Origin of the sequence: Streptomyces sp. MK7 (genome assembly GCF_032658145.1) — a bacterium.
Lineage (GTDB): Bacteria > Actinomycetota > Actinomycetes > Streptomycetales > Streptomycetaceae > Streptomyces > Streptomyces spiralis.
Window position 1 is genome coordinate 31,219 of record NZ_JAVACL010000007.1, and the last position, 23,125, is coordinate 54,343.

A 23,125-nucleotide genomic window follows, 5' to 3' on the forward strand; every position below is an offset into this window, starting at 1 on the left:
TTTCGGGGGGTTCGGGGGTTGCTTTCGGCAGGCCGCCGTCACGGCCGGAGCAGGCGCCGCAGGGCTCGCCGTCCCATGGCGGTCGTGGCCGCCGCCGTCAGCGCGGCGGTGCCCGCCGCGCCCGCGGTGACCCCCCACCGGGCCGCGCGGGAGGGCGGGGCGGGCCGGACGGCCAGGCGCTCGGGCTGCTCACTGGGCAGGTTCCCGTCGAGGCCGAGCGCAAGCACCTCGGCCAGGTGCAGGGCCCGGCGCCCGGTGCGGCCCTGTTCGATCTGGGTGCGGCAGCTGAATCCGTCGGCGAGGACCAGGCTGTCGGGGGCCGCCCCGCGGACGGCCGGCAGCACGCCCTGTTCCGCGACGGCCATGGAGACCTCGTGGTGGCCGCGTTCGAAGCCGAAGTTGCCGGCCAGGCCGCAGCAGCCCTCGTCGAGGACGTCGGCGTCGAGGTGGGCGCGGCGCATCAGTTCCCGGTCGGCGTCGAACTTCATGATCGCGTGCTGGTGGCAGTGCGTCTGCACGGTCGCCTGCCGGGCGAGCCGCGGCGGCCGCCAGCCGTCCGGCGCGTGGTGCACCAGCTGCTCGGCGAACGTGCGCACCTGCCCGGCCAGGCGCTTGACGTCCTGGTCGGCGGGCATCAGCTCGGGCGCGTCGGCGCGGAACACGGCGGTGCAGGACGGTTCCAGGCCGATGACCGGGGTGCCCGCGTCCAGGTAGGGGCGCAGCACGTCGAGCGTGCGCCGCAGGACCTTCTCGGCGGTGGTCAGCTGCCCGGTGGAGATCCACGTCAGCCCGCAGCACACCGGCTCGGTGGGTACGGCGACGTCGAAGCCCGCGTCCTCGAGCACCCGGACGGCCGAGATCGCGATCGACGGGTGGAAGTAGGTGCTGAAGGTGTCCGGCCACAGCACCACGGTCCGCGGACCGGCCGGGTCGGGCTCCGGTGTCCCGCGCTCGCGCCACCACTGGAGGAACGACTGCCGGGCGAACACCGGTGCCGGCCGCTGACCGGCCACGCCCGCCAGCGCCTTGCCCGCCCGGGCCAGCACCGGTGCCTGGAGCAGCGTGTTGACCAGGGACGGGGCGAGCCGGGAGAGCCGGGCCCACACCGGCAGCCAGCCCAGGGAGTAGTGGGCGGCCGGGCGCAGCCGGCCCGCGTAGTGGTGGGAGAGGAACTCGGCCTTGTACGTGGCCATGTCGACGTTCACCGGGCAGTCCGACTTGCAGCCCTTGCAGGCCAGGCACAGGTCGAGGGCGTCCTTCACCGCGGTGGAGCGCCAGCCGTCGGTGATCGTGGAGTCCGCGTGGCCGCCGAGCATCTCGAACAGCAGCCGGGCCCGGCCCCGGGTGGAGTGCTCCTCCTCCAGCGTGGCCCGGTAGGAGGGGCACATCACGCCGCCCTCGTGGCCGCGGCAGTTGCCGATGCCGACGCAGCGCATCACCGCGCGGGTGAAGGAGTGCTCGTCCTCCGGGTAGCCGAAGTGCGTCTCGGGTGTGGCCGGCCGCCAGGAGGCGCCCAGGCGCAACTGCCCGTCGACCGGGTTGGGGCCGACGACCTTGCCGGGGTTCATCCGGTTGTCCGGGTCGAACAGCCTCTTCAGCTCGCCGAACGCGGTCACCAGCCGCTCGCCGAACATCCGGGTCAGCAGCTCGCCCCGGGACTGGCCGTCGCCGTGCTCACCGGACAGGGAGCCGCCGTAGGAGGACACGAGGTCGGCGGCGCGCTCGACGAAGCGCCGGAAGTCGGCGACGCCCTCGGCGGTCTTCAGCGCGAACGGGATACGGGTGTGGACACAGCCCTGCCCGAAGTGCCCGTACAGCGAGGGCTCGTCGTAGCCGAACTCCCCGAACAGCTTCTTCAGGTCGCGCAGATAGTCGCCGAGCCGCTCGGGCGGGACGGCGGAGTCCTCCCAGCCCTCCCAGGTCTCCCGGTCGTCCGGTGGCCGCGCGGTCACCCCGAGGCCGGCCTCACGGGCCTTGAGCATCTTGTCCTCGCGGGCGGGGTCGTCGGAGAAGGCGACGGTGGGGTCGTTCTCGCCGCGGCCGATGGCGCGCAGCAGTGCGTGCGCCTGCTCGTCGACGTCCTCCTGGCTGTCGCCGCTGTACATCACGAGCAGCCAGCTGTCGCCCTCGGGCAGGACGTCGAGGGAGTCCAGGTGGACGCCCTCCTCGCGCATCAGCTGCGCCATCCGCCCGTCCAGCGCCTCCAGTTGGCTGGGCGAGCAGTGCTCCAGCAGCCGGGAGACGTCGTCGGCGGCCCGGCAGATGTCGTCGTAGCCGAGGACCAGCAGCGACTGGTACGGCGGCACCGGCACCAGATCGAGCTCGGCGCGCAGGACGGTCACCAGGGTGCCCTCGCTGCCGACCAGGGCGCGGGCGACGTCGAAGCCGTTCTCCGGGAGCAGTGAGTCGAGGTTGTAGCCGGAGACCCGGCGCGGGATCTTCGGGTAGCCGCGCCGGATGTCGGCCAGGTACTCGGTGGCGATGCGGTCGAGACCGGCGTAGACCTCGGCCCTGCGCCCGCCCTCGGCGGCGATCCGGGCCCGCTCGGCCTCGGAGGTGGGCCCGACCCACATGCGCAGCCCGTCGTAGGTGAGGACCTCCAGCCGGCGGACGTTGTCGACGGTCTTGCCGTAGGCCTGCGCGGAGGCGCCGCAGGAGTTGTTGCCGATCATTCCGCCCAGCGCGCACTGCCGGTGGGTGGAGGGCTTCGGCCCGAACTGCAGGCCGTGGTCGGAGAGCCGGTTGTTGAGCTCGTCGAGGACGATGCCGGGCTCCACGACGCAGGTGCGGTTGTCGGGGTCGACGGAGATCAGGCCGTGGCAGTACTTGGTCCAGTCGATCACCACGGCGGTGTTGGTGGACTGACCGGCCAGGCTGGTGCCGCCGCCGCGGGACAGCACCGGGGCCCCGAACCGGGCGCACACCCCGACCGCCTCGGCGCCCGCCTCCACGCTGCGCGGCACGACCACGCCGAGGGGCACCTGGCGGTAGTTGGAGCCGTCCGTGACGTACGCACCTCTGCTCCCGGCGTCGAACCGGACCTCGGCGTCCACCGCCGCGCGCAGCGCCGCCTCCAGCCCGGCCACGTCCACCGTGTCCACCGACGGGACGTCGAGGGGAGATGTGCGACTCATCAGGGGCGACCGCCTTCCTGGAGCGTGCGGGACCCTGTCCGGGTACCCGCCCTTGCAGTGTGCAAGGGCGGTTTTCGCCGCGCGCGTCGTACGGCGATCGTGTGAGCCGCACCGTTGGTGCCGGGCTGGGCAGGGGGCCGGCGTGCCCGGACTCAAGGGGTCCTTGCACTATGCCCGCCCGGGTCCCGCGGCCTGGCACCGCACCTCGCCGCGTTGCCGGAGCGCCCAGGTAGCTCCGCTACCTGGGCGCTCCGGCGCCTTGCGATGCTCCCCCACTGCCTGAACGGCGTGGGAGGTACCCCCAGCACCGGACCACGCGACCTGATCGGACGCTCATAGTGCAAGGACCCCTAAGAGGGAAGAGGCGAGGGCCCGGCAAGGGCTGAAGGGGGCTGCGCCCGGCGGTCGGACGGTCCGCCTTTCCGGCCGGGTGCGGTTCCGCTGATCGTCCGCGCGGGCTGACCCGATCGAGTGAGCGCCGCTCCGTCGGGCGGGGGCGGATCAGGTCGGGCGTCTCAGCGCTGGCGGCGGATCCTGGCGGCGACGTCGTTCTGCTCGGTCTCCCACCAGGGGCGTACGCGCTCGGGAGCCGTGGTGGCAGCGGAGCCGCGGTCCTCGGCCCGTTCGTCGGCCGGCGGGGCGGCACGGAGGAGTTCCCTGTCGAGACGGCGGTCGAGGGCCGCGTTCTGGACCCGCTCGGCGCGGGCCCACTGGACCAGGATCGACAGCAGGAAGGGCAGCGCGACCAGTTCGGCGATGCTCAGCATGGCACCGCCGCCGATCTGCTGGTCGTGATGGACGTCGGGCGCCCAGGCGGGGGCGTGGTGCAGGTACCACGCGCCCGCGACGAGGGTGCCGTGCGTCATCACCACGACCCCCGGTACCGCGTCGACGATCCCGTCCAGGAACACCAGCGCGGCCCTCACCGGATGCGTGCACCAGGAGGGCAGCGCCTGCTCGCGGGTGAGCACCGGGACGACGAAGAGGCAGCCGGCGGCGAGCAGGTGCAGGTACATCAGCTCGTGCAGCCAGCCGACGCGCAGGGCGGTGGCGAAGTACGGCGTGAAGTAGACGACCAGCTCGGTGGTGAGCACCAGAGCCGTACTGACGAGCGGAAACGTCAGTACGCGTACCACCCGGCCGGTGACCGCGCGCCGGACGCGTGCCGCCCGGGCGGCGGGCAGCGCCTCGACGGCCAGCCGCAGGGGATCGCCCAGGGCCAGACCGAGCGGCGCGAGGAGATCGAGCAGGACGTTCTGCACCGCGGCCGGCCAGAACAGGACGTGGTCGTACACGGCCAGCGCCGACATCGTGGCCACCACCAGCGCACCGAGACCGAGCAGCACGAAGGCCGCGACACGGGCGATCGGCCAGGAACCGCCCTGCCGGCGCAGCCGCAGCACACCCCAGCCGTACAGCCCGCCCAGCACGATCACCAGTACCAGTGCCGGCACGTCCGGCTGCCACGAGGACAGGACACGGCCGACGGTCGGCTCCGCCGGGCCCCCGGCCGTCTGCACGCCCCGGACGGCCGCGGCGGACAGATCGGTCACCGCGTCGGCGATCATGCGCATCTTCTCCTTCGCCCCGGAGGGGACGAGCCGGCACAGTTCCTCTGCGGGACGGTATCCCCCTCAAGGCGCGCAGCCTGCGTCGGGGGTGGCAGCCGAGGCGGCCCGCCCGGGGTGCGGTCGCGCCGGTCAGCGAGCCGGCTCGTTCCCCTGGCGCGCCTGGTCGGGTTCTCGGCGCCCGGCGCCCGTCCCGCCCTCCACGAGCCGTCGCAGCGACGGCAGCAGCGCGTCGAGGTCCTGTCCGCTCCGGAAGGCGACGACGGTGGTGCCGCCACCGCCGTCCTCGGGTCCGGAGGGTGCCGGGAAGAGGGCGAGCACCTCGCTCATCGCCTCGTCCACCTCCCTCACCGGGTCCGAGGCCTCGCCCCGCAGCCACCGGCGCAGCACATGGTTGTGGGCGGCGACCACGGCCGCCGCCATGATCTCGGCCCGCAGGGACGCCGACTCCGTGGGGTCGCCCATCCAGTCCGCGATGAACTCGCGGAACAGCCGCTGGTAGCGGGCCACGCTGGCGATCTCGCGGTCGCGCAGGGCGGAGACCTTGCTGGTCAGCGCGTATCGCCGGCGTGCGAGGTCGCCCTCGTCGACGTAGTGGAGCAGCACCAGGCGGACCGCGTCCGAGACGGCGACGAGGGCGGTGCTGTGACTGGAGGTCGCCAGCCGGTCGCGGATCAGTTCGAGGAGCCGGTCGTGGTCGGGGAAGATGACGGCTTCCTTGGACCGGTAGTGGCGGAAGAACGTCGTACGTCCCACTCCGGCCCGTTCGGCGATGTCGTCGACGGTGGTCTGCTCGTATCCGCGCTCGTCGAAGAGGGCGAAGGCGGCGTCGGCGAGTCGGATCCGCGCGGGTGGCTTGCTCATGGGCGGTCATCCTTCCCTGTCCCGGCCCTCGGCGATCACTCGCCCCGCGTATGGTACTGAATACCGCAGCCCGGATATTCAGTACCGGAGGTTCCGGTCACATGAGCGCCTCGAAGTCGACCGCGGGCGGCGTCAGGGCCTGCTCGGACCAGATGGTCTTGCCGCCGCGGCCGTAGCGGCTGCCCCAGCGGAGGCTGAGCTGGGCGACCAGGAACAGCCCGCGTCCCCCCTCGTCGGTCCAGCGGGCCCGGCGCAGCCGGGGCTGGGTGCTGCTCGGGTCGGTGACCTCGCAGACCAGTACGTCGCCACGGATGAGCCGCAGGCCGATCGGGCCCCCCGCGTGACGGACCGCGTTGGTGACCAGTTCGCTGACGATCAGCTCGGTGGTGAAGACCAGCTCGCCCAGCCCCCAGTCGGTGAGCTGCCGGGCGACGGCCTCACGGGCCGCGGACACGACGGCAGGGGTGGCGGAGAACTCCCAGCTCGCCGTGGACTCCGCGGGCACCGCGCGGGTACGGGCCAGCAGCAGGGCGATGTCGTCGCACTGCCGGCCGTCTCCGAGGTCGGCCAGGAGCGCGCGGCCCACGGCGGCCAGCGGCCGGTCGGGCCCGCACGAGGCCGCGAGGCTCTCCGTCAGCCACCGCAGTCCGCTCTCGGCGTCGGCGTCGTCCCGCTCGATCAGGCCCTTGCTGTACAGGGCGAGCACGCTGCCGGGCTCCAGGTCGACGGTGCTCGTCTCGAACGGCATGCCGCCCACGCCCAGCGGCGGCCCGGGCGAGACGTCGACGACCTTGACGGTGCCGTCCGGCCGGACCACGACCGGGGACGGGTGACCGGCGCTCGCCAGGTGGCACAGGCAGGTGATCGGGTCGTAGACGGCGTACAGACAGGTGGAGTCGACGTGGCTCTGCGCGTCCGACTCACCGGCCAGCTGCCGCACGCCGTCGTCGAGGTGGGTGAGGAGTTCGGTGGGATCGAGTTCGAGGTCGGCGAGCGTGCGGACCGCGGTGCGCAGCCGGCCCATGGTGGCGGTGGCGTACAGGCCGTGGCCGGAGAGGTCACCGACGGCGAGGGCGACCCGGAAGGAGGGCAGGGGGATCACGTCGTACCAGTCCCCGCTGATGCCGGATCCGCCCCCGGCCGGCCGGTACAGGCCGGCCGTCTCCGCCGCCGGGCTGTCGGTCGTGGGGCGGGGAAGCAGGCGCTGCTGCAGGGCGAGCACGGAGCGGCGCTCGCGCAGATAGCGGCTGGCGTTGTCGACGTTCAGCGCGGAGCGTGAGGCGATCTCGCTGAGCATGTCCACGTCCTGCTCGTCGAACGCGTCCGGCTGCTCGATGCGCCACACCGCGACGGTGCCGAGGACCAGGCCGCGCGCGAACAGCGGAGCCCACAGGGCCGAGTGCCCGCCGTCCGGGACGAAGCGCCTGAGCTGCGCGGGGTCGTCGAACAACATGGCCACGGTCGCCGGGTCGAAGACGGCGGCCCGGCCGTGCTGGAGCTCCCGCAGCTCGGCCGTCGCCAGCAGCGGGGGGACCGCCTGGCCCGGCTGGAGCAGGATGTCGGGATAGGGGCCGGCGGCCGAGGCCACGGCGGCCCGCCGCAGGTGCAGGTCTCCTCCGCCGCTGATCCTCGGGGGCTCGTCGCCGTGCAGCACCGCCTCGGCCAGCGAGACGGCCGACAGGTCCCCCAGGGCGGGCACGAGGACGTCGGCCAGGTCCTGCGCGGCACGTCTGGGGTCGAGGGAGCCGCCGATCCGGGCGGCCGCCCGTTGCAGCAGGTCCAGTTCGCGGCGGGCCCGGTGCGGCGCGAGGGTGTCGACGTACAGCGTGAGAACGCCTTCCGGGACGCCCGCGGCGTCCTCCACGCGGAAGGCCCAGAGCGACACCCGCTGCGGCGGGCCGCCGTGCGGCGGCCGCACGCTCAGGGCCCTCCCGGTCAAGGGCGCACCCGTCCGCAGGACACGGCGCAGCGCGACCTCGACGGCCTCCGCGTCCTGCGGCGGGAGCACGTCCCGCAGCCGGCCGCCCGGGGGAAGGGCGGCGCCGCCCAGCAGGCCGGGGGTGAGGTTGCTCCGTACGAGGGTCAGGTCCGGGTCGTGCAGGGCGATCCCGAGGTGCTCCTGGGCCAGCAGGGCGCGCAGGGTGCTCGCGCCCTGCTCCCAGTCGTCCGCCGGCCGGGTGGGCGCCACGAGCACCACGGACTGGTCCGCGGGGTGGAGGTCGAGCACCCGGAAGGTGACGTCGACCGGATCGCCGGTGCGATGCCGCAGCCGCGCTCGGCCCCGCGCCGGAAGACCGCCGTCGCCGGCATCGGGGCGCGCCCCGGCGAACAGGGCCTGGAACGGCCGTCCACGGACGTCTTCCGCGGTCCACCCCAGCAGGTCGCACGCCGCCTGGGACCAGCGCAGCACGGTGCCGTGCCCGTCGAGCACGGCCGTGGCGATGCCGGCGAAGGAGAACACCTGCTTACGGTACGTCGACGACGGCCCCGCGCGCTGTCCGCGGCGTGCCCGCGCCATCCGGTGACGGAGTGTCATGTGCGGCGGTCCGCCCCGTCCGGGCGCCTCCGCGCGGTGGGGCGCGGAAGCCGGGGAAAGTTTTTGCTGCATCGTACACACAGATGCATGATGGGCTTATGCATAAGCGGGTTATGAATCCCGGCCCTGTCCCTGCGGACGCGTCCGCCGAGGACCTGATGATCGCCGTGGAGCAGTTGGTCCGGTACGTGCGCCACAGCGCGACGGCCGGCGGGCTGAGCACCGCGGCCTCGTCCGCGCTGGGCCGGCTGGGCCGCGAAGGACCGCAGCGGCTGACCGAACTGGCCCGGGCGGAGAACGTCTCGCAGCCCAACATGACCCAGCTCGTCACCCGCATGGAGCGTGCCGGGCTGGTACGGCGCACCGCCGATCGCACCGACGGCCGGGGGGTGCTGGTGGAGGCCACCGACACCGGTCTGGAGGTGTTCCGGCAGCGGCGGGCCGAGCGCGCCGAGGCCCTGCGGGGCCTCCTGGAGGAGCTGACCGAACCCGAGCAGCAGGCGGTCAGGACCGCCCTCCCCGCGCTGGCCCGCGCCGTCCAGGACCACCAGGCGCGTCCCTGAACGCACCCCGATCACCCCCTGACCCCTCGCCCACTCCCCCACACCACTGTCCCCGTCGTCACATGACTGGAGTAGAAGCGGCAATGAGTGCACCACACGGAAAGACCGCCGGCCCGTTCAGGCAACCGAAGGCCGTCTGGGCCGTGGCGTTCGCCTGCGTGATCTCGTTCATGGGCATCGGCCTGGTCGACCCGATCCTGCCCGCCCTCGCGGAGAGCCTGCACGCCTCCCCCAGCCAGGTCTCGCTGCTGTTCAGCAGCTACCTGATCGTCACCGCGGTCGCGATGCTGTTCGTCGGCTGGTTCTCCAGCCGGTTCGGAGCCAAGCGCACCCTTGTCATAGGCCTGGCCGTCATCGTCGTCTTCGCCGCCCTGGCGGGCTCCACCGACTCCATCAACGGCATCGTCGGCTTCCGTGCCGGCTGGGGTCTGGGCAACGCCCTGTTCATCGCCACCTCCCTGGCCGTGATCGTCGCCTCCGCCAGCGGCGGGTTCGGCGGCGCGATCATCCTCTACGAGACCGCGCTCGGCCTGGGGATCGCCGTGGGCCCGCTGCTGGGCGGCGAGCTGGGCGCCATCAGCTGGCGCGGCCCGTTCTTCGGTGTCGCCGTGCTCATGGCCGTCGCCCTGGTCGCGACCCTCGCCTTCGTGCCCTCCCTGCCCAAGCCGAAGCGCCCCACCTCCCCCCTCGCCCCGCTCAGGGCCCTGCGCCACCGCGGCCTGCTGATCATGGGCATCATGGCCCTGCTGTACAACTGGGGCTTCTTCACCATGCTCGGCTACGCCCCCTACCCCATGAAGCTGAGCGCCCATGAACTCGGGCTCGTCTTCACCGGCTGGGGCCTGCTGGTGGCCGCCTTCAGCGTCTTCTTCGCCCCGCGCCTGCAGGCCCGGTACGGCACCGCCCCGGTCCTGTACGCCAACCTCCTCGGCCTCGGCATCGTGATGGCCGTCATCGCCGCCGGCGTCGCCACGCCCACGGTGGTCATCGTGGCGGTCGTCGTCAGCGGCGCGTTCATCGGCATCAACAACACTCTGACCACGCAGGCCGTCATGCTCGTCTCCCCGGTCGAGCGGCCCGTGGCCTCCTCCGCCTACGGCTTCCTGCGCTTCATCGGCGGCGGCCTGGCCCCCTACGTCGCCGGCAAGCTCGCCGACGCCACCGACCTCAGCGTCCCCTTCTACCTGGGTGCGGCCACCTTCCTCCTCGCCATCCCCGTCCTCGCCGGCGGCCACCGGCTGCTCCGCCGGGCCGAGACGCGCCCCGAGGAGAGTGAGCCGGTGACGCCGTCGTTCACCGCGATCGGCGCACCGGTCGCCGGTGACGTGCCCCCGGTCGTCGTCGCCGTCGGCGCCCACCACAACGCCGCTGCCATCGTCGACTCGGCGGCGCGCCTGGCCCGTGACACCGGCAGCCCGCTGGAGGTCGTCCACGTCCGGCAGACGGCCGTGGTCGAGGAGCAGGCCACCGACACCGAGACCGCCGACCAGGCCCGGGCCGCCGTCATCGCCCACCTGGACCGGCTCGCCGCCCACGGCGTCGCCGCCACCGGCCAGATCCTCACCAGCGTCGGCGACCATGCCGCCGCCGGCCGCGCCCTGGCCCGGCACGCCGATCAGCTGGGTGCCCGCGCCATCGCGGTCGGACGCTCACCGCGCGGCCCTCTGGCCCAGTTCGCCGACGGCAGCCTCACCACCGCCCTGACCCACTCCGCCCACTGCACCGTCGTCCTCGTCGACGCCGGTCACCTGCCCCGGCAGCTGACCCCGGCCGCCCTGGCGGAGCTGCGCGGCAGCGCGGCCTGAACCATCCGCCTTCGACCGTCTCGACGACGCGCGCCCGTCCGGCGCCGGGCCTCAGCGCAGGGCGCTGCGGGCGCGCCAGTCGTCCCAGCCGACGTTCCAGTCGCCCAGGCCGTTGTTCACGGCCACGGTGCCCTTGGTCTCCGCCCCGGTGACCTCGAAGGGGTCGCCGACGTGGGCGTGTCCGTAGAGCCACCGGGCGTTCGCCTCGCTCATGCCGATGCAGCCGTGGCTCCTGTTGGCCCGGCCGAAGTAGGCGGCGTTCCAGGGTGCCGCGTGCGCGTACGTACCGGACCAGGTCAGCCGCATCGCGTAGTCGACGTCCTGGTCGTAGGCCTTGCCCAGCCCCACGGTCTCGGAGTTCATCCGGATCGTGCCCTCCTTCGCCATCACCACCTCCGTACCGCGCCAGGAGCCCGTCTCGGGGCCGGGGGTGCCGCCGGAGACCGGGAAGGTCTGTACCGTCCGGCCGTCGCGTTCCATGGTGAGCTGTTTGCGGTCGAGGTCGACCTTGACCACCTGCCGTGCGCCGATGGTGAAGCGCAGGTGGTAGTCGCGGACGAACCAGCCGCCGTCGGTCCCGGAGTCGGTTCCGTTCAGCTGGGCGTCCAGGGTCACCCGGGTGCCTGGCCGCCAGTACTCCTTGGGGCGCCAGTCCACCCGGTCCTTGCCCGACCAGTCCTTCATCCAGCCCCATGAGCCCTCGGTGTGGTTCGAGGTGGCGACCTTCAACTGCCGCTCCACCGCCGCCTTGTCGTGGACGGGGCGGTCGAAGACCAAGGAGATCGGCTGGGCCACCCCGACCGTGGTGGCGTCGCCCGGCCGCCAGTCCACCTTGTTGACGAGGCCGGCCGCTTCCGTCGTGAACGACGCGTGCGTGTCGCCCGTCGTCCCCTCCTCCGTGCGCGTCTGCGCCTTCACCGTGTAGGCGGTGCCGGGTGCGGCGTTGCGGTCGGAGGTCCAGGTCCGGCCGTCGCGCGACAGACCGCCGGCGAGGTGACCGCCCCGTGCGTCGGTGACGGTGACCGAGGTGAGAGTGCCGCCCTTCGCGGTGACGGTCACCGGCCCACCGGGCTTCGCCCGCGTGCCGTGGGGTGTCACGGTGACCGTGACCGGGCGGCCGTCGGCGTGTTGGCCGCCCTCTTTCGCGACCGCCCCGGCCGTGGCCGGGTGCCCGGCCGAGCAGGCGGAGAGCGCCGCGGTCAGCAGCGCGGTGTTCAGCAGCGCCGCGGCCGCGGCGGTGGTAGCGGTGCCGCGTGTCCGCCCGGAGCCCGGACGTATGCCTCGGACACGTATCTCGCTCAACGAATGCCTCCGTGAAAGGGAGTGGAAGAGGGGTGAGGGAAGAGGAAGTCCACGGCGGGACGCCGGTGACTCTAGGCGGCGAAAACCCGCTGGAAGGGGGCGTCCTGGCGGTGTGACGGCCGTTGCAGAGGAACGGTCGTCGTCCGGTCACATTCGGCGCGCGGCGCGGTCACGGACGCCTGTGAATCTTCGGGACACCCCGTGCCGCACAGGCCGGTTCCCGTGTCCCACCACCACGACGGCATTCGAGGAGGCGCAGTGTCCGCGCTGCTCACAACGGCAGGCTGTGACCGGAAGGACATGCGGCTGGAGCCCGTCTCCGCCGAGGCGTACCGGGCCTTCCTCGCCTCGCGCACCGGCTCCGCCCTGAACCCCGGCTTTCTCCAGTGCCCGTCCTGGGCCGCGGTCAAGGACGGCTGGCACGCCCAACTGCTCGGCTGGGGAACGCAGGCCGGCCCTGGGGCCGGCGAGCTGAGCGGAGTGGCGCTGGTGCTGCTGCGCCAGTTCCCCGGCACCCGCAGGTACTTCGCGTATCTACCCGAGGGCCCGGTGGCCGACTGGAGCGCCCCGGACCTCGACGGCTGGCTCGGGCCGCTGCTGCGCCATCTGCGTGCGGCGGGCGCGTTCGCCGTGCGCATCGGGCCCTCGCCCGCCTACCGCCGGTGGGACGCCGCCACGCTCAAGTCGGCGACCGGACCCGGGCGGCGGGTGACCGACGTACTCGCCCGCGAGGTCGATCCGCTGGGTGCCGCCGTGGCCGAACGGCTCCGGGCGCGCGGCTGGCGGCGCTGCGGCGGCGACGAGGGCGACGGCGACGCGCAGCCCCGCTACGTCTTCCAGGTGCCACTGGCCGGACGCGACACCGAGGACCTGTGGTCCGGACTCAACCAGGAGTGGCGGCGCAACATACGCCGGGCCCAACGGTCGGGCGTGGAGGTGACGGAGGGAGGAGCCGCCGAACTCCCCGACTTCTACCGGCTGTTGCGCATCACCGAGGCACGCGACGGATTCCGCCTCGGCCGCTCCCTGGCGTACTACGAGCGCCAGTACGCGGCGCTCAACGCCGAGGAGCCGGGCCGTATGCGGCTCTACCTCGCCCGCCACCAGGGCGAGATCCTGGCCGCGCACACCATGATCACGGTGGGGCGCCGGGTCTGGTACCAGACCGGGGCCTCCGCCGACCACCGGCGGGAGGTACGGCCCTCCAACGCCCTGCAGTGGCGCATGATGCTCGACGCCCGCGCCCGGGGCGCGGAGGTCTACGACATGCGGGGTGTGCCCTCCTCGCTCGACCCCGGTGACCGCCCGTTCGGGCTGCTGCGCTGGAAGCTCGGCACCGGAGGCCAGGTCGTGGAGACGCTGGGCGAGTGGGAGACGCCGCTCGGCGGCACCGCCAACCACACGCTGTACCGCGCCTTCCAGCTGTACCTGGCGCGCCGATGAGCACGGTCACGGCGCCCGGACGGCGCACGCACCGCCGCCCCGACTCGACGCTGCGCAGCGGTGCGCTCATGGCCTCGGGATCCCTCGTCTCCCGCGCCACCGGGTTCGTACGCTCCGCGGTGGTCGCCGCCGCGCTGGGCGTGGGCCCGGCCGCCGACGGCTACGCGGTCGGCAACACCGTTCCCACCATCGTCTACACGCTGCTCCTCGGCGGCGCGCTCAACGCCGTGTTCGTCCCCGAACTCGTCCGGGCCGCGGGCGAGCACGAGGACGGCGGGGCCGCGTACACCGACCGTTTGCTCACGCTCTGCACGGCCGTGCTGCTGCTGCTCACGGCCGCGGCGGTGTGGGCCGCGCCCGCGATCGTGGCGGCGTACACCGACTACGGCGGGGCGCAGGCCGCGACGACGGTCGTCTTCGCCCGCTGCTGCCTGCCCCAGATCTTCTTCCTCGGCCTGTTCACCCTGCTGGGGCAGGTGCTGAACGCCCGGAGCCGGTTCGGCGCCATGATGTGGGCGCCGGTGCTCAACAACGTCGTCGTCATCGCCGCCTTCGGCCTGTACCTGGTGACGGCCGGCACCGGCGGGACACTCACCTCCGGTGAGACGCGGCTGCTCGGCTGGGGCACCACGGCCGGCATCGTCGCCCAGACACTGGCGCTGCTGCCGTCCCTGCGCGCGGCGCGCCTGGGCTGGCGGCCGCGGTTCGACTGGCGGGGCAGCGGGCTGTCCCGGCCGCTGCGCTCGGCCGGCTGGCTGATGCTGCTGGTGCTCACCAACCAGCTCGCCTACTGGGTGGTGACCCGGCTGGCGACCACGGCGGGAGAGCGCGCCGCGGCCGAAGGGATCGACGGCGGGGCGGGATTCAGCGCGTACGGCAACGCGTACCTGCTATGGGCCGTGCCGCACGGCATCGTGACCGTCTCCCTGGTCACCGCGCTGATGCCGCGGATGAGCCGCTCGGCGGCAGATGGCGACACCACGGCCCTGCGGCGGGACGTCTCCTCCGCCCTGCGCCACAGCGCCGCCGCCGTCGTGCCCGCCGCGTGCGTGCTCGCCGCGGTCGCCGGGCCGGTCATGGCGGTCGCCTTCCAGTACGGCAGGACCGGCGCGGACGACGTCGCGGTCATGGCCGGCGCGTTGACGGCGTTCGCGCCGGGACTGGTCGCCTTCTCCGGGCAGTACGTCCTCGCGCGCGCCTTCTACGCCCTCTCCGACACCCGTACGCCCTTCCTGCTGAACCTGGTCATCGCGGGACTCAACGCGGGCCTGTCCACGGTCGCCTGCCTGCTGCTGCCGGCACGCTGGGCGGTCACCGGCATGGCGGGGGCGTACTCGGTGGCGCTGTTCGCGGGGTGGGCGGTCACCGGGTACGTCCTCGACCGAAGGCTCGCGGTCCCGGCACCGGCATCGGCGCCGGGACCGGCGGAGGCGCGGCGCTCGCTGTGGCGCTCGCGTGCCGCGACCGCACTGGCGCGGCTGTCGGTGGCCGCGGTCCCGGCCGTCCTGCTCGGTCACCTCGTGGCCGGGCGGGCGGCCGCCTTCGGCCCGCTCGCGGCGGTCGCCGCCGACGTCGCGGTGGTCCTGACGCTCTTCGCGCTGCTGGCCCGCCCCCTGCGGCTGGCCGAGCTGGAGGCGGGTCTCGGGGCGGTGCTGCGCAGACTGCGCCGCCGCAGGTGACACGACGTCCCGGTGACCGCCTCACGCCTCCCTCCGTGTGCGCCTCCTTCTGCCTTCTGCCCCTCTTCACCTGCACTTTTCTGTACTTTTTGGCTCCCTTCCATCGTTTCCTCCGCCTTCTGACCGAGTGCATTCGTCACTCGACCGAATGGAATAATCTGCCCATGCCACGTGTCCTGCTGATCGAAGACGATCCCTCCGTCCGGGAGGGGATCGGCCTCGGCCTGCGCCGCCGCGGGCACGAGGTGCGTACCGCCTCCACCGGGGAGGCCGGACTCGCGGCCATCGGGGAGTTCCGGCCGGACCTGCTGCTCCTCGACCTCATGCTGCCCGGCATGAACGGGGTGCAGGTCTGCCGGCGGGTGCGCGAGGCCGGTCAGCTGCCGATCATCATGCTCACCGCCCGCGGGGACGACTTCGACGTCGTGGTCGGGCTGGAGGCCGGCGCCGACGACTACATCGTCAAGCCCGCCCGCACGGAGGTCATCGAGGCCCGCATCCGGGCCGTGCTGCGCCGCATCGAGGAGCCGGCCGGACGCGCCGCCGTGGAGTTCCACGGCGACCTCGCGATCGACCGTGCCGGGCTGAACGTCGCCAAGGCCGGGGAACGTATGGCGCTGGCGCCCTCCGAGCTCAAGCTGCTGCTGTACCTGTCGGCCGCGCCCGAGCAGGTCTTCAGCCGCCAGCAGTTGCTCGAGCAGGTCTGGGAGCACAGCTACCACGGCGACGCGCGCCTGGTCGACGCGTGCGTGCGCCGGCTGCGCAACAAGATCGAGGACCAGCCCGGCAGCCCGCGGTACATACAGACGGTGCGGGGCTTCGGCTACCGCTTCGGGCCCCTGTGACGCGTGATGAGCCGCCGGAAAGCCCGTATCGGGCTGCGTACCCGACTGGTGCTCGCCTTTCTGCTGGTGGCCGCCATCAGCGCAGCGACCACCGCGACCCTGGCCTACCGTGCCGCGCGCACGGCGATCCTCAAGCAGGCCCAGGACACGGCCGTCTCCTCCCTCCGCGACCGGGTCCAGAGGCTGGGCACGTCCCTGCCCGTCGAAACCCAGAGCCTCCGGCAGCAGTTGCTTGCGATCGCCCAGCAGGGCAAGCCCCGGACCTGGGTGGTGTTCGCCGAGTACGGATCGGTCCGGGTCTCCTCCGGCACCAGCCCTGTCTCCACCGTGATCACCCCCGCACTGCGCGAGGCCGCGCTCGCCAACCCCCGCGGCGCCTTCCAGCGGGTCGACAAGGGCGGCACCCCGTATCTGACCGTCGCCATGCCGACCGTCTTCCGGGCCGGGAAGACGGCGCGGCCCACCGGGCTCGTGGTGTACGCCGTGATGCCGCTGAACCAGGAGGAGATCCAGGTCCGGGCCATGGTCACCGCGGCCCGCGACGGGGCGTTCCCGGGGCTCGCGGTGGCACTCGTCCCGGCGCTGCTGGCCGCCCGCAGCGTGCTGCGCCCGGTCCGCGACCTGCGGAAGGCCGCACGGAACATGGGCAATGGCCGGCTCGACACCAGGATCCCGGTCAAGGGCAGCGACGAACTCGCGGACCTGGCCCGCACCTTCAACGAGTCGGCGGTCGAGCTGGAACGGACCGTCGCCGAACTCCGCGCGGCCGAGGCGCGCGCCCGGCGCTTCGCCTCCGACGTCTCCCACGAACTGCGCACCCCGCTCGCCGGGATGCTCGCGGTCACCGAGGTCCTGGACGAGGACGCCGCCCGTCTCGCCCCCGACACCGCGGCGGCCGTACGGCTGATCAGCGCCGAGACGGGCAAGCTGGCCGTCCTGGTCGAGGACCTGATGGAGATCTCGCGCTTCGACGCCCGGGCCGCCGAGCTGAACGCCGACGAGGTGGACGTCGCCCAGGCCGTCCGCAAGACCCTGACGAGCCGTCACTGGACCGATGCCGCACAGGTCGTCACCGAGCTGCCCGAAGGCATCAGGGCACGGCTCGACCCCAGGCGCTTCGACGTCGTCGTCGCCAACCTCGTCGGCAACGCGCTCCGGCATGGGAGCGCGCCGGTCACGGTGCGGCTGCGCACCGAGACGTACCGGAACGGGCCGGCCGGGGACCACGGTGCGGTCCGGCTCGTCATGGAGGTCGAGGACAGCGGCCCGGGTATCCCCGCGGACGCGCTGCCGCACATCTTCGAGCGCTTCTACAAGGCGGACGCGGCCCGTACCCGCTCGGCGGGCAGCGGTCTCGGCCTGGCCATCACCCTGGAGAACGTGCGGCTGCACGGCGGCACGCTCCGTGCCGCGAACCGCCCGGCGGGCGGCGCCGTGTTCACCGTGACCATACCCCTGACGGGCGAGGAGGCGACCGGGTGAGGTATCCGTGCACCGCCGTGGGCCGGGCCGTCGCGGCCTGCGCCACGGCGGCCACCCTGCTCACCGGCTGCGGAGTGCAGAAGACCGGTGTCATCGAGGTCGGTGGGCCCGCCACGGTCCTGGCCCCCGACCCCAAGGGGCAGTACCTCCTCTTCTTCCTCACGGCCGAAGAGCGCTCGACGCCGGTGGTCCGGATCAGGAAGGACTACGGTCTTCCTGGCCATACCGAACCGGTGGACGCCCCGACGGACATCACCGAGCTGTTCGCCGGTCCGCGGGCGGACGAGCGCGCGGCCGGGCTCCGCACGGAGCTGCCGAAACTGAACGGCCCGGTAGGGGTGTCGACCAGCCCCGGCAAGGTGCGGATCGTCCTCCCGCTCGCGGTGCGGCCGCTCGGGAAGCCGGCGGTGCGTCAGCTGGTGTGTACGGCCGCGTTCGCGCAGGACGGCGACGGCACCGCGGAAGTGACCGTCCAGGGAGCGGACGGCGCCCTGCCCCCCGCCCGCTGCTGAGTGCTCAGTGGCTGACGGGGCGGCTCAGCAGGTCGCTGACCTGCCGGCCGACGACCTCCCACACGGCGTCCGGAAGTTCACCGAGGGCCGTGCCACGCAGAGTGCGAAGCACCTGCTCGGCGTCGGTGCCTGTGCCTGGGCCTGTGCCTGTGTCGCACAGGGTGCTGCCGCTGAGCACGTCGTAGCCGTCGCGGACGGCGGCACGGAGGCGGTACTGTCCGCTGCCGTCGTCGTGCAGTGCGGTGGCGACGACAAGCGGGGGCGGTCCGCCCGCCTCACCCGGCAGTTTGCGGTAGGCACTGGCGATGGGCCGGCTCCAGTGCAGGCTGAGCAGGAGCGGACGTTTGGCCGGCACCTCGGCCAGGTCGGTCTCGTGGAGCCCGTCGGACTCCAGCACCGTCGCGCGGGCGCCGAGGACCAGGGCCGCGGGCAGCAGGCAGCGCAGCGAGCTGCCGACGATGTTGCCGCCGACCGTCGCGGTGCGGCGCACGGCCCCGGTCCCCACCGAGCCGGCGGCCCGGCGCAGCACCTCCGGTATGCGGTCGTCGATCCGGTTCAGCATCACCGCGGCGCCCAGTGCCTCCGGCCCGATGACGTTGGCCTCCGGCAGCTCGCGCAGTGACATGGCCCGCTCGGGGAAGCCGTCGCGCTGCCAGGTGGCCCACACGAGTGTCGCCCCGCCGACCGGGACGGCGCCCTCGGCCAGGCATTCCTGCGCTTCGGTCACGGACGTCGGCAACCGCAACAGCACCTCGACCGACCTGCCTTCCTCGGGGAGTTGGACGGTGGGCGGACGGGCACCGACTGGTCCCCGTACCCGCCGACAGGCCGCATCTTCGCCGCCCCGGCGGGGGCGCGTACAGGGCTCACACGAGCAGACCCTGCACCGCCCCGCCGCGCACCCCGCCTTCCGTCACCGCGGGCCCGGATCCGCCGCTCCCGGGCGTACCGCCTGCACAAAGCACAGCCACGGCCGGACGTCACCGCTGCCGCGTACCGCGAAGCCGGCGTCCGTGATCAGTCCGTCGAGGAGGTCGACCCGGTTGTGGGACATGGCGTGGCTCGCCGCGCCGTGCACCAGGTGCCGACCGAGCCGGCTCTTCGGCGGGCGGAATTCGACGACCAGCAGGCTCCCGCCGGGCCGCAGCACGCGGTGCATCTCCCGCAGGGCCGCCGGCCGGAGGTCTTCCGGGAGGTGGTGCAGCATCAGGCTGGTGACGACCGTGTCGAAGGAGGCGTCCGGCAGGTCGAGGGACTCGGCGATCCCTTCCCGGTAGGTGCAGGGGGCGCTGCCCGGCCGCTGCCTCCTGCGGCGGGCGTAGGCCAGGACCGGCGGCGACGGATCCACGCCGGTCACCGCGCCGTCGGGGCCGACCCGGGCGGCCATGTGACGGGTCAGGCAGCCGGTGCCGCAGCCCACGTCCAGGACGCGGTCACCGGCCTCCGCCCCGCTGATCCGGGCGAGGCGGGAGAAGGCCGCGCGGCGGCGGCCGGCGAAGCAGAGGCCGCCGAAGAACTCGTACGCGCGAGGGGTGGCGATCGTCACGCCCGGTGTGTCCGCGCGTGGCTTGCCCTGCATGAGGTGTCCGAGGGGCATGGCCCTCCTCCGTAACTTAGTGGCGACTAAGTACGCTCCAACTTAGTTGCGACTAAGAAGGTTGGCAAGGCGCCGCATACGATGTCGGACGTGACCGAGTCCCGTCCCCGTACACGCAAGCGCCTGCCCGCGGCCGAACGCCGTGCGACGATCCTCGCCGCGGCCACCGAGGTCTTCTCCGAGACGGGCTACCAGCGAGGCAAGGTCTCCGAGATCGCCCGACGGGTGGGCGTCTCGGAGCCGGTGGTCTTCCAGAACTTCGGTACCAAGTCCGCGCTGTTCCGCGCGGTCCTCGACCATGCCGCACAGGCGGTGGCCGCACTGCTGAACCAGTCCGCCGACGCCGGGCGCCCGGTGCCCGAGGTGCTGGCGGCATTTCTCGATCCGGCCCACATGGACCGTTTCCACCAGCCCGGCTCGCACGGCTTCCTCTTCGCGGACGCCGCCGGGCTGGCCCACGACCCGGAACTCGGGACCGCCCTCCGCGCGGTCCACCAGCAGTTCGTCGAAGCGCTCGCGCAGCTGCTGCTCCGCGGCCAGGCCGCCGGGGACGTCCGGGACGACGTCGACCCGCACACCGCGGCCTGGTGGCTGGTCTCCCTGCTGGCGAGCCGGTCCTTCCGCGCAGCGGTCGTTCCCGGGCGGGACAGAGTCGAGGCGGAGGTGACCGACCTGGCGCTCCGTTCCCTGCTGCCCTGAGCCCGGCCAGAGACCGGGGCAGCCCTCCCGCGCACGGGCCGCCTACCGCACAGGACCGGCCTACCGCTGCTCGCTGCCGGCGTGGCGCGCGCCGAACCAGGCGGACCGTGCTCGGGGGATCAGTGCCGGGACGCCGGCGCGGCAGGCGTCGTCGGAGGCGCCGAACCGCCGGGCCATCAGACCGTCCTCGACCCGGACCCGCCACAGCAGCCGGGGGACGGCGACCACGAGGAAAGCGGTCCTGACGCCGAAGCCGCAGGCCGACATGGCACCGGCGCTCAGGCCGAGCAGCCCGGTGCAGACGGGATCGCGGACCAGCCGGTAGGGCCCGTCCGTAGCTCATGGTGTTCCTTGCCCAGCGGGACGCCGGCGCCGCGCACGCAGTTGGATACCACCAACCACGCGCCGATGGAGAGACCCTCGCTGCTCTCCACCCACGGACGGAGAGCCCGCCAGGGGACGGCGCACCTCCTGACGAGCCAAGCCGGCGCAACCGGCCGTGGCGGGAAAGTCTGAATGGTGGTTCACTTCTTCCATGGTGTACCGCAAGACCCCGGCGGAAATCCGCCGACTTCAGGCCGCGCGCGAACACCTCGTCGTGTGTGCCACCCAGGTGGTCGCGGAAGTGGGCTGGTCACAGGCGTCCGTGACCGCGGTCGCCGACGCGGCCGGCATCGCGGCCGGCTCGGTCTACCAGCACTTCCCCTCCAAGGCCGCACTCGCCGTGGAGGTGTTCCGGCGGGCCGCCGGACACGAGGTCGACGTGCTCGGCGAGGTGCTGCGCGGCCCCGGCACCCCCGTGGAACGCCTCAGCCGCGGCGTGCGGGTCTTCGCCCGCCGCGCGCTGGAGAACCGCGGACTGGCCTACGCGCTGCTCGCCGCCCCCGCCGAACCGGCCGTCGGCGCCGAGCGCCTGGACTTCCGCCGCCGCTACCGGGCGCTGTTCGCCGAGGTGGTCCACGAGGGCATGGCGCAGGGCCTGCTGCCCGCGCAGAACGCCGGCGTCACCGCGGCCGCGCTCACCGGGGCGATCGGCGAGATCCTCGTCGATCCTCTCGGTGCCTCCGACGACCACAGCAGCGAGGAACTCCTCACCGACCTCACCGCCACCGCTCTGCGCTGCGCCGGCGCCCCGCCCGCGGAGCCCCGCCCCACGACCCCGACGCGACCCGGCCGTGCCCCCGACATGACCCCGCCATGACGCCCTGACCGTGCATCCCGGAGGACCCACGATGACCACGACCGCCGAGACCCCCGAGACCGCCGCGACAACCGTGCCCGGCAGCCATCCCACCGCCGTGACGCACGCCGTCACCAACCAGCCCCCGCCGCTGACCGGCCACGACCTCGCCGACGACCCGGTGCTCATCGAGGCGGTGCGCCGGGAGGGTGCCGAGTGGCACCTGGACGAGCTGCACCGCCTCGGCCGCTTCGCGGGCGGCGAGGAGGCGCAGCTGTGGGCCGACCAGGCCAACCGCCACGAACCCGTGCTGCACACCCACGACCGCTACGGCCACCGCGTCGACGAGGTCGAGTTCCACCCCGCCTACCACCACCTGATGAACTCCTCGGTCGGCGCCGGCCTCGCCGGTGCGGCCTGGGCCGACGAGCGCCCCGGCGCCCACGTGGCCCGCGCCGCGAGCTTCATGCTGACGACCATGCTGGAGCCGGGACACCTGTGCCCCGTCTCCATGACCTACGCCGTCGTCCCGGCCCTGCGCCACTCCCCCGACCTCGCCGCGACGTACGAGCCCCTGCTCACCAGTCGCGTCTACGACCCCGGCCTGCGCACGCCCGCCGACAAGCGCGGCCTGCTCGCCGGAATGGGCATGACGGAGAAGCAGGGCGGCACGGACGTGCGCGCCAACACCACGACCGCCGTCGAACGGCCGGACGGAACCTGGCGGTTGCGCGGACACAAGTGGTTCACCAGCGCGCCCATGAACGACCTCTTCCTCGTGCTGGCCCAGGCGCCGGGCGGGCTGTCCTGCTTCCTCCTCCCGCGGGTGCTGCCCGACGGCAGCCGCAACACCTTCCGCATCCAGCGACTGAAGGACAAGCTCGGCAACCGCTCCAACGCCAGCAGCGAGCCCGAGTTCGACGACACGGTGGCCTGGCTCGTCGGACCCGAGGGCAAGGGCGTACGCACCATCATCGAGATGGTCACCATGACCCGCCTGGACTGTGTGCTCGGCTCCGCCGCCGGCACCCGCGCGGCCCTGGCCCAGGCCGCCCACCACGTGCGCCACCGCGCGGTCTTCGGCGCGAAGCTGATCGACCAGCCCCTGATGCGCAACGTCATCGCCGACCTCGCACTGGAGTCCGAGGCCGCCACCGGCCTCGCGCTGCGGCTGGCCGGCGCCGCCGACCGCGCCCAGCGCGGCGACGCACAGGAACGCGCCTTCCTCCGCCTCGCCACCGCCGTCGCCAAGTACTGGGTGTGCAAACGGCAGCCCGCCACCGTCGCCGAAGCACTGGAGTGCCTGGGCGGCAACGGATACGACGAGGCCTCCGGAATGCCCCGCCTCTACCGCGAGGCCCCGCTCAACGGCATCTGGGAGGGTTCGGGCAACGTCAACGCACTGGACATGCTGCGCGCGCTCACCCGTGAGCCGGAGTCCCTGGACGCCTTCCGCACCGAGGTCGAGGCCGCCACCGGAGCCGACCGCCGTCTCGACGCGGCCTGGCGCGCACTGCGTGACGAACTCGCGCCCACCGAGGACGCGGCTCTGCGCGCCCGCCGGGTCATCGAACGCGCGGCCCTCGTCCTGCAGGGCTCGCTCCTCGTCCGCCACGCCCCCGCCGCCGTCGCCGACGCGTTCTGCGCCTCCCGTCTCGCCGGGGACCGGGGGCTCGCCTTCGGGACGCTGCCGCCCGGGACGGACTTCGCGGGACTGCTCGCACGTCTGCCCCACTGACCGCCCCGGCCACAGCGGGCCCGCCTCCTGCAGGAGCGGGCCCCTCGCGGTTCCTGCGGGCACCGCCTCTCACGCATCGGTTCCCGAGGGCGCTGCCCCCACGCGTCGTTCGTGAGGGCACCGCCGCCTACGCGTCGTTCGTGAGTACGCCGCCCCCTCACATGTCCCGTTGGCACTC

General features: G+C 73.4%; 18 protein-coding genes. 10 read left to right on the forward strand and 8 right to left on the reverse strand.

From position 1 onward, the window contains the following. Positions 1–38 precede the first annotated feature (38 nt). The 4 genes from R2S09_RS11500 to R2S09_RS11515 form a co-directional block, all read right to left on the reverse strand. Entirely contained in the window at positions 39–3,134 is a 3,096-nt protein-coding gene (locus tag R2S09_RS11500) for an FAD-linked oxidase C-terminal domain-containing protein (protein WP_316740760.1), read from the reverse strand. A gap of 515 nt (positions 3,135–3,649) precedes the next feature. After that, complete coding sequence (locus R2S09_RS11505; protein WP_306187474.1) at positions 3,650–4,708, reverse strand: cytochrome c oxidase assembly protein; 1,059 nt, start codon at positions 4,706–4,708, stop codon at positions 3,650–3,652. Between the two features lie 126 nt (positions 4,709–4,834). Further along, positions 4,835–5,566, reverse strand: coding sequence for a helix-turn-helix domain-containing protein (locus tag R2S09_RS11510; protein WP_316740763.1), 732 nt, complete (start codon positions 5,564–5,566; stop codon positions 4,835–4,837). Between the two features lie 97 nt (positions 5,567–5,663). Continuing rightward, a complete protein-coding gene (locus tag R2S09_RS11515) occupies positions 5,664–8,102 on the reverse strand; it encodes a SpoIIE family protein phosphatase (RefSeq protein WP_399143938.1) in 2,439 nt (812 codons plus the stop codon). 98 nt (positions 8,103–8,200) lie between these two features. Between R2S09_RS11515 and R2S09_RS11520 the strand changes: the two genes are divergently transcribed. Together R2S09_RS11520 and R2S09_RS11525 are read left to right on the forward strand one after the other, a co-directional pair. Further along, complete coding sequence (locus tag R2S09_RS11520; protein WP_316740765.1) at positions 8,201–8,665, forward strand: MarR family transcriptional regulator; 465 nt, start codon at positions 8,201–8,203, stop codon at positions 8,663–8,665. Positions 8,666–8,748: 83 nt separating this feature from the next. After that, positions 8,749–10,470, forward strand: coding sequence for an MFS transporter (locus R2S09_RS11525; protein WP_316740767.1), 1,722 nt, complete (start codon positions 8,749–8,751; stop codon positions 10,468–10,470). Between the two features lie 51 nt (positions 10,471–10,521). Here the strand turns inward: R2S09_RS11525 and R2S09_RS11530 are convergent, their stop codons facing one another. After that, positions 10,522–11,772, reverse strand: coding sequence for an Ig-like domain-containing protein (locus R2S09_RS11530; protein ID WP_399143939.1), 1,251 nt, complete (start codon positions 11,770–11,772; stop codon positions 10,522–10,524). A 300-nt stretch (positions 11,773–12,072) separates the two neighbouring features. Here R2S09_RS11530 and R2S09_RS11535 point away from each other — a divergent pair, with 300 nt between their 5' ends. From R2S09_RS11535 to R2S09_RS11555, 5 genes are all read left to right on the forward strand, one after another. After that, on the forward strand, positions 12,073–13,215 hold the full coding sequence (locus R2S09_RS11535) for a peptidoglycan bridge formation glycyltransferase FemA/FemB family protein (RefSeq protein ID WP_316740769.1): 1,143 nt from the start codon (positions 12,073–12,075) through the stop codon (positions 13,213–13,215). Continuing rightward, positions 13,212–14,894 carry a murein biosynthesis integral membrane protein MurJ gene (gene murJ, locus R2S09_RS11540; RefSeq protein ID WP_316740771.1) on the forward strand — a complete coding sequence of 561 codons (1,683 nt, stop codon included), beginning with the start codon at positions 13,212–13,214 and terminating at the stop codon, positions 14,892–14,894. Before R2S09_RS11535 ends, murJ begins: the two co-directional genes overlap by 4 nt. A gap of 164 nt (positions 14,895–15,058) precedes the next feature. Next, entirely contained in the window at positions 15,059–15,739 is a 681-nt protein-coding gene (locus R2S09_RS11545) for a response regulator transcription factor (protein ID WP_316740772.1), read from the forward strand. A gap of 6 nt (positions 15,740–15,745) precedes the next feature. After that, positions 15,746–17,221 (forward strand): HAMP domain-containing sensor histidine kinase, encoded by a 1,476-nt coding sequence (locus R2S09_RS11550; RefSeq protein ID WP_316740774.1) that lies wholly within the window; start codon positions 15,746–15,748, stop codon positions 17,219–17,221. Next, positions 17,218–17,733: a hypothetical protein gene (locus R2S09_RS11555; protein ID WP_306187269.1), complete on the forward strand. Its 516-nt coding sequence runs from the start codon at positions 17,218–17,220 to the stop codon at positions 17,731–17,733. Before R2S09_RS11550 ends, R2S09_RS11555 begins: the two co-directional genes overlap by 4 nt. A gap of 4 nt (positions 17,734–17,737) precedes the next feature. Here R2S09_RS11555 and R2S09_RS11560 read toward each other — a convergent pair whose 3' ends face one another. After that, positions 17,738–18,484, reverse strand: coding sequence for an FAD binding domain-containing protein (locus tag R2S09_RS11560; protein WP_316740775.1), 747 nt, complete (start codon positions 18,482–18,484; stop codon positions 17,738–17,740). 162 nt (positions 18,485–18,646) lie between these two features. After that, positions 18,647–19,330 carry a class I SAM-dependent methyltransferase gene (locus tag R2S09_RS11565; protein ID WP_306187272.1) on the reverse strand — a complete coding sequence of 228 codons (684 nt, stop codon included), beginning with the start codon at positions 19,328–19,330 and terminating at the stop codon, positions 18,647–18,649. Positions 19,331–19,420: 90 nt separating this feature from the next. Here R2S09_RS11565 and R2S09_RS11570 point away from each other — a divergent pair, with 90 nt between their 5' ends. Continuing rightward, the gene (locus tag R2S09_RS11570; RefSeq protein WP_306187274.1) at positions 19,421–20,029 is read left to right on the forward strand and encodes a TetR/AcrR family transcriptional regulator; all 609 of its coding nucleotides are present in this window, start codon (positions 19,421–19,423) and stop codon (positions 20,027–20,029) included. Between the two features lie 60 nt (positions 20,030–20,089). On the opposite strand, the gene R2S09_RS11575 is transcribed toward R2S09_RS11570, so the two are convergent. Beyond that, positions 20,090–20,296 (reverse strand): hypothetical protein, encoded by a 207-nt coding sequence (locus R2S09_RS11575; RefSeq protein WP_316740779.1) that lies wholly within the window; start codon positions 20,294–20,296, stop codon positions 20,090–20,092. Positions 20,297–20,564: 268 nt separating this feature from the next. On the opposite strand from R2S09_RS11575, the gene R2S09_RS11580 reads away from it, so the two are divergent. Together R2S09_RS11580 and R2S09_RS11585 are read left to right on the forward strand one after the other, a co-directional pair. Further along, positions 20,565–21,230, forward strand: a complete 666-nt coding sequence (locus tag R2S09_RS11580) for a TetR/AcrR family transcriptional regulator (protein ID WP_306187277.1) — start codon at positions 20,565–20,567, stop codon at positions 21,228–21,230. A 31-nt stretch (positions 21,231–21,261) separates the two neighbouring features. Beyond that, positions 21,262–22,947, forward strand: a complete 1,686-nt coding sequence (locus tag R2S09_RS11585; protein WP_316740782.1) for an acyl-CoA dehydrogenase family protein — start codon at positions 21,262–21,264, stop codon at positions 22,945–22,947. The last annotated feature ends 178 nt before the right edge of the window (positions 22,948–23,125 follow it).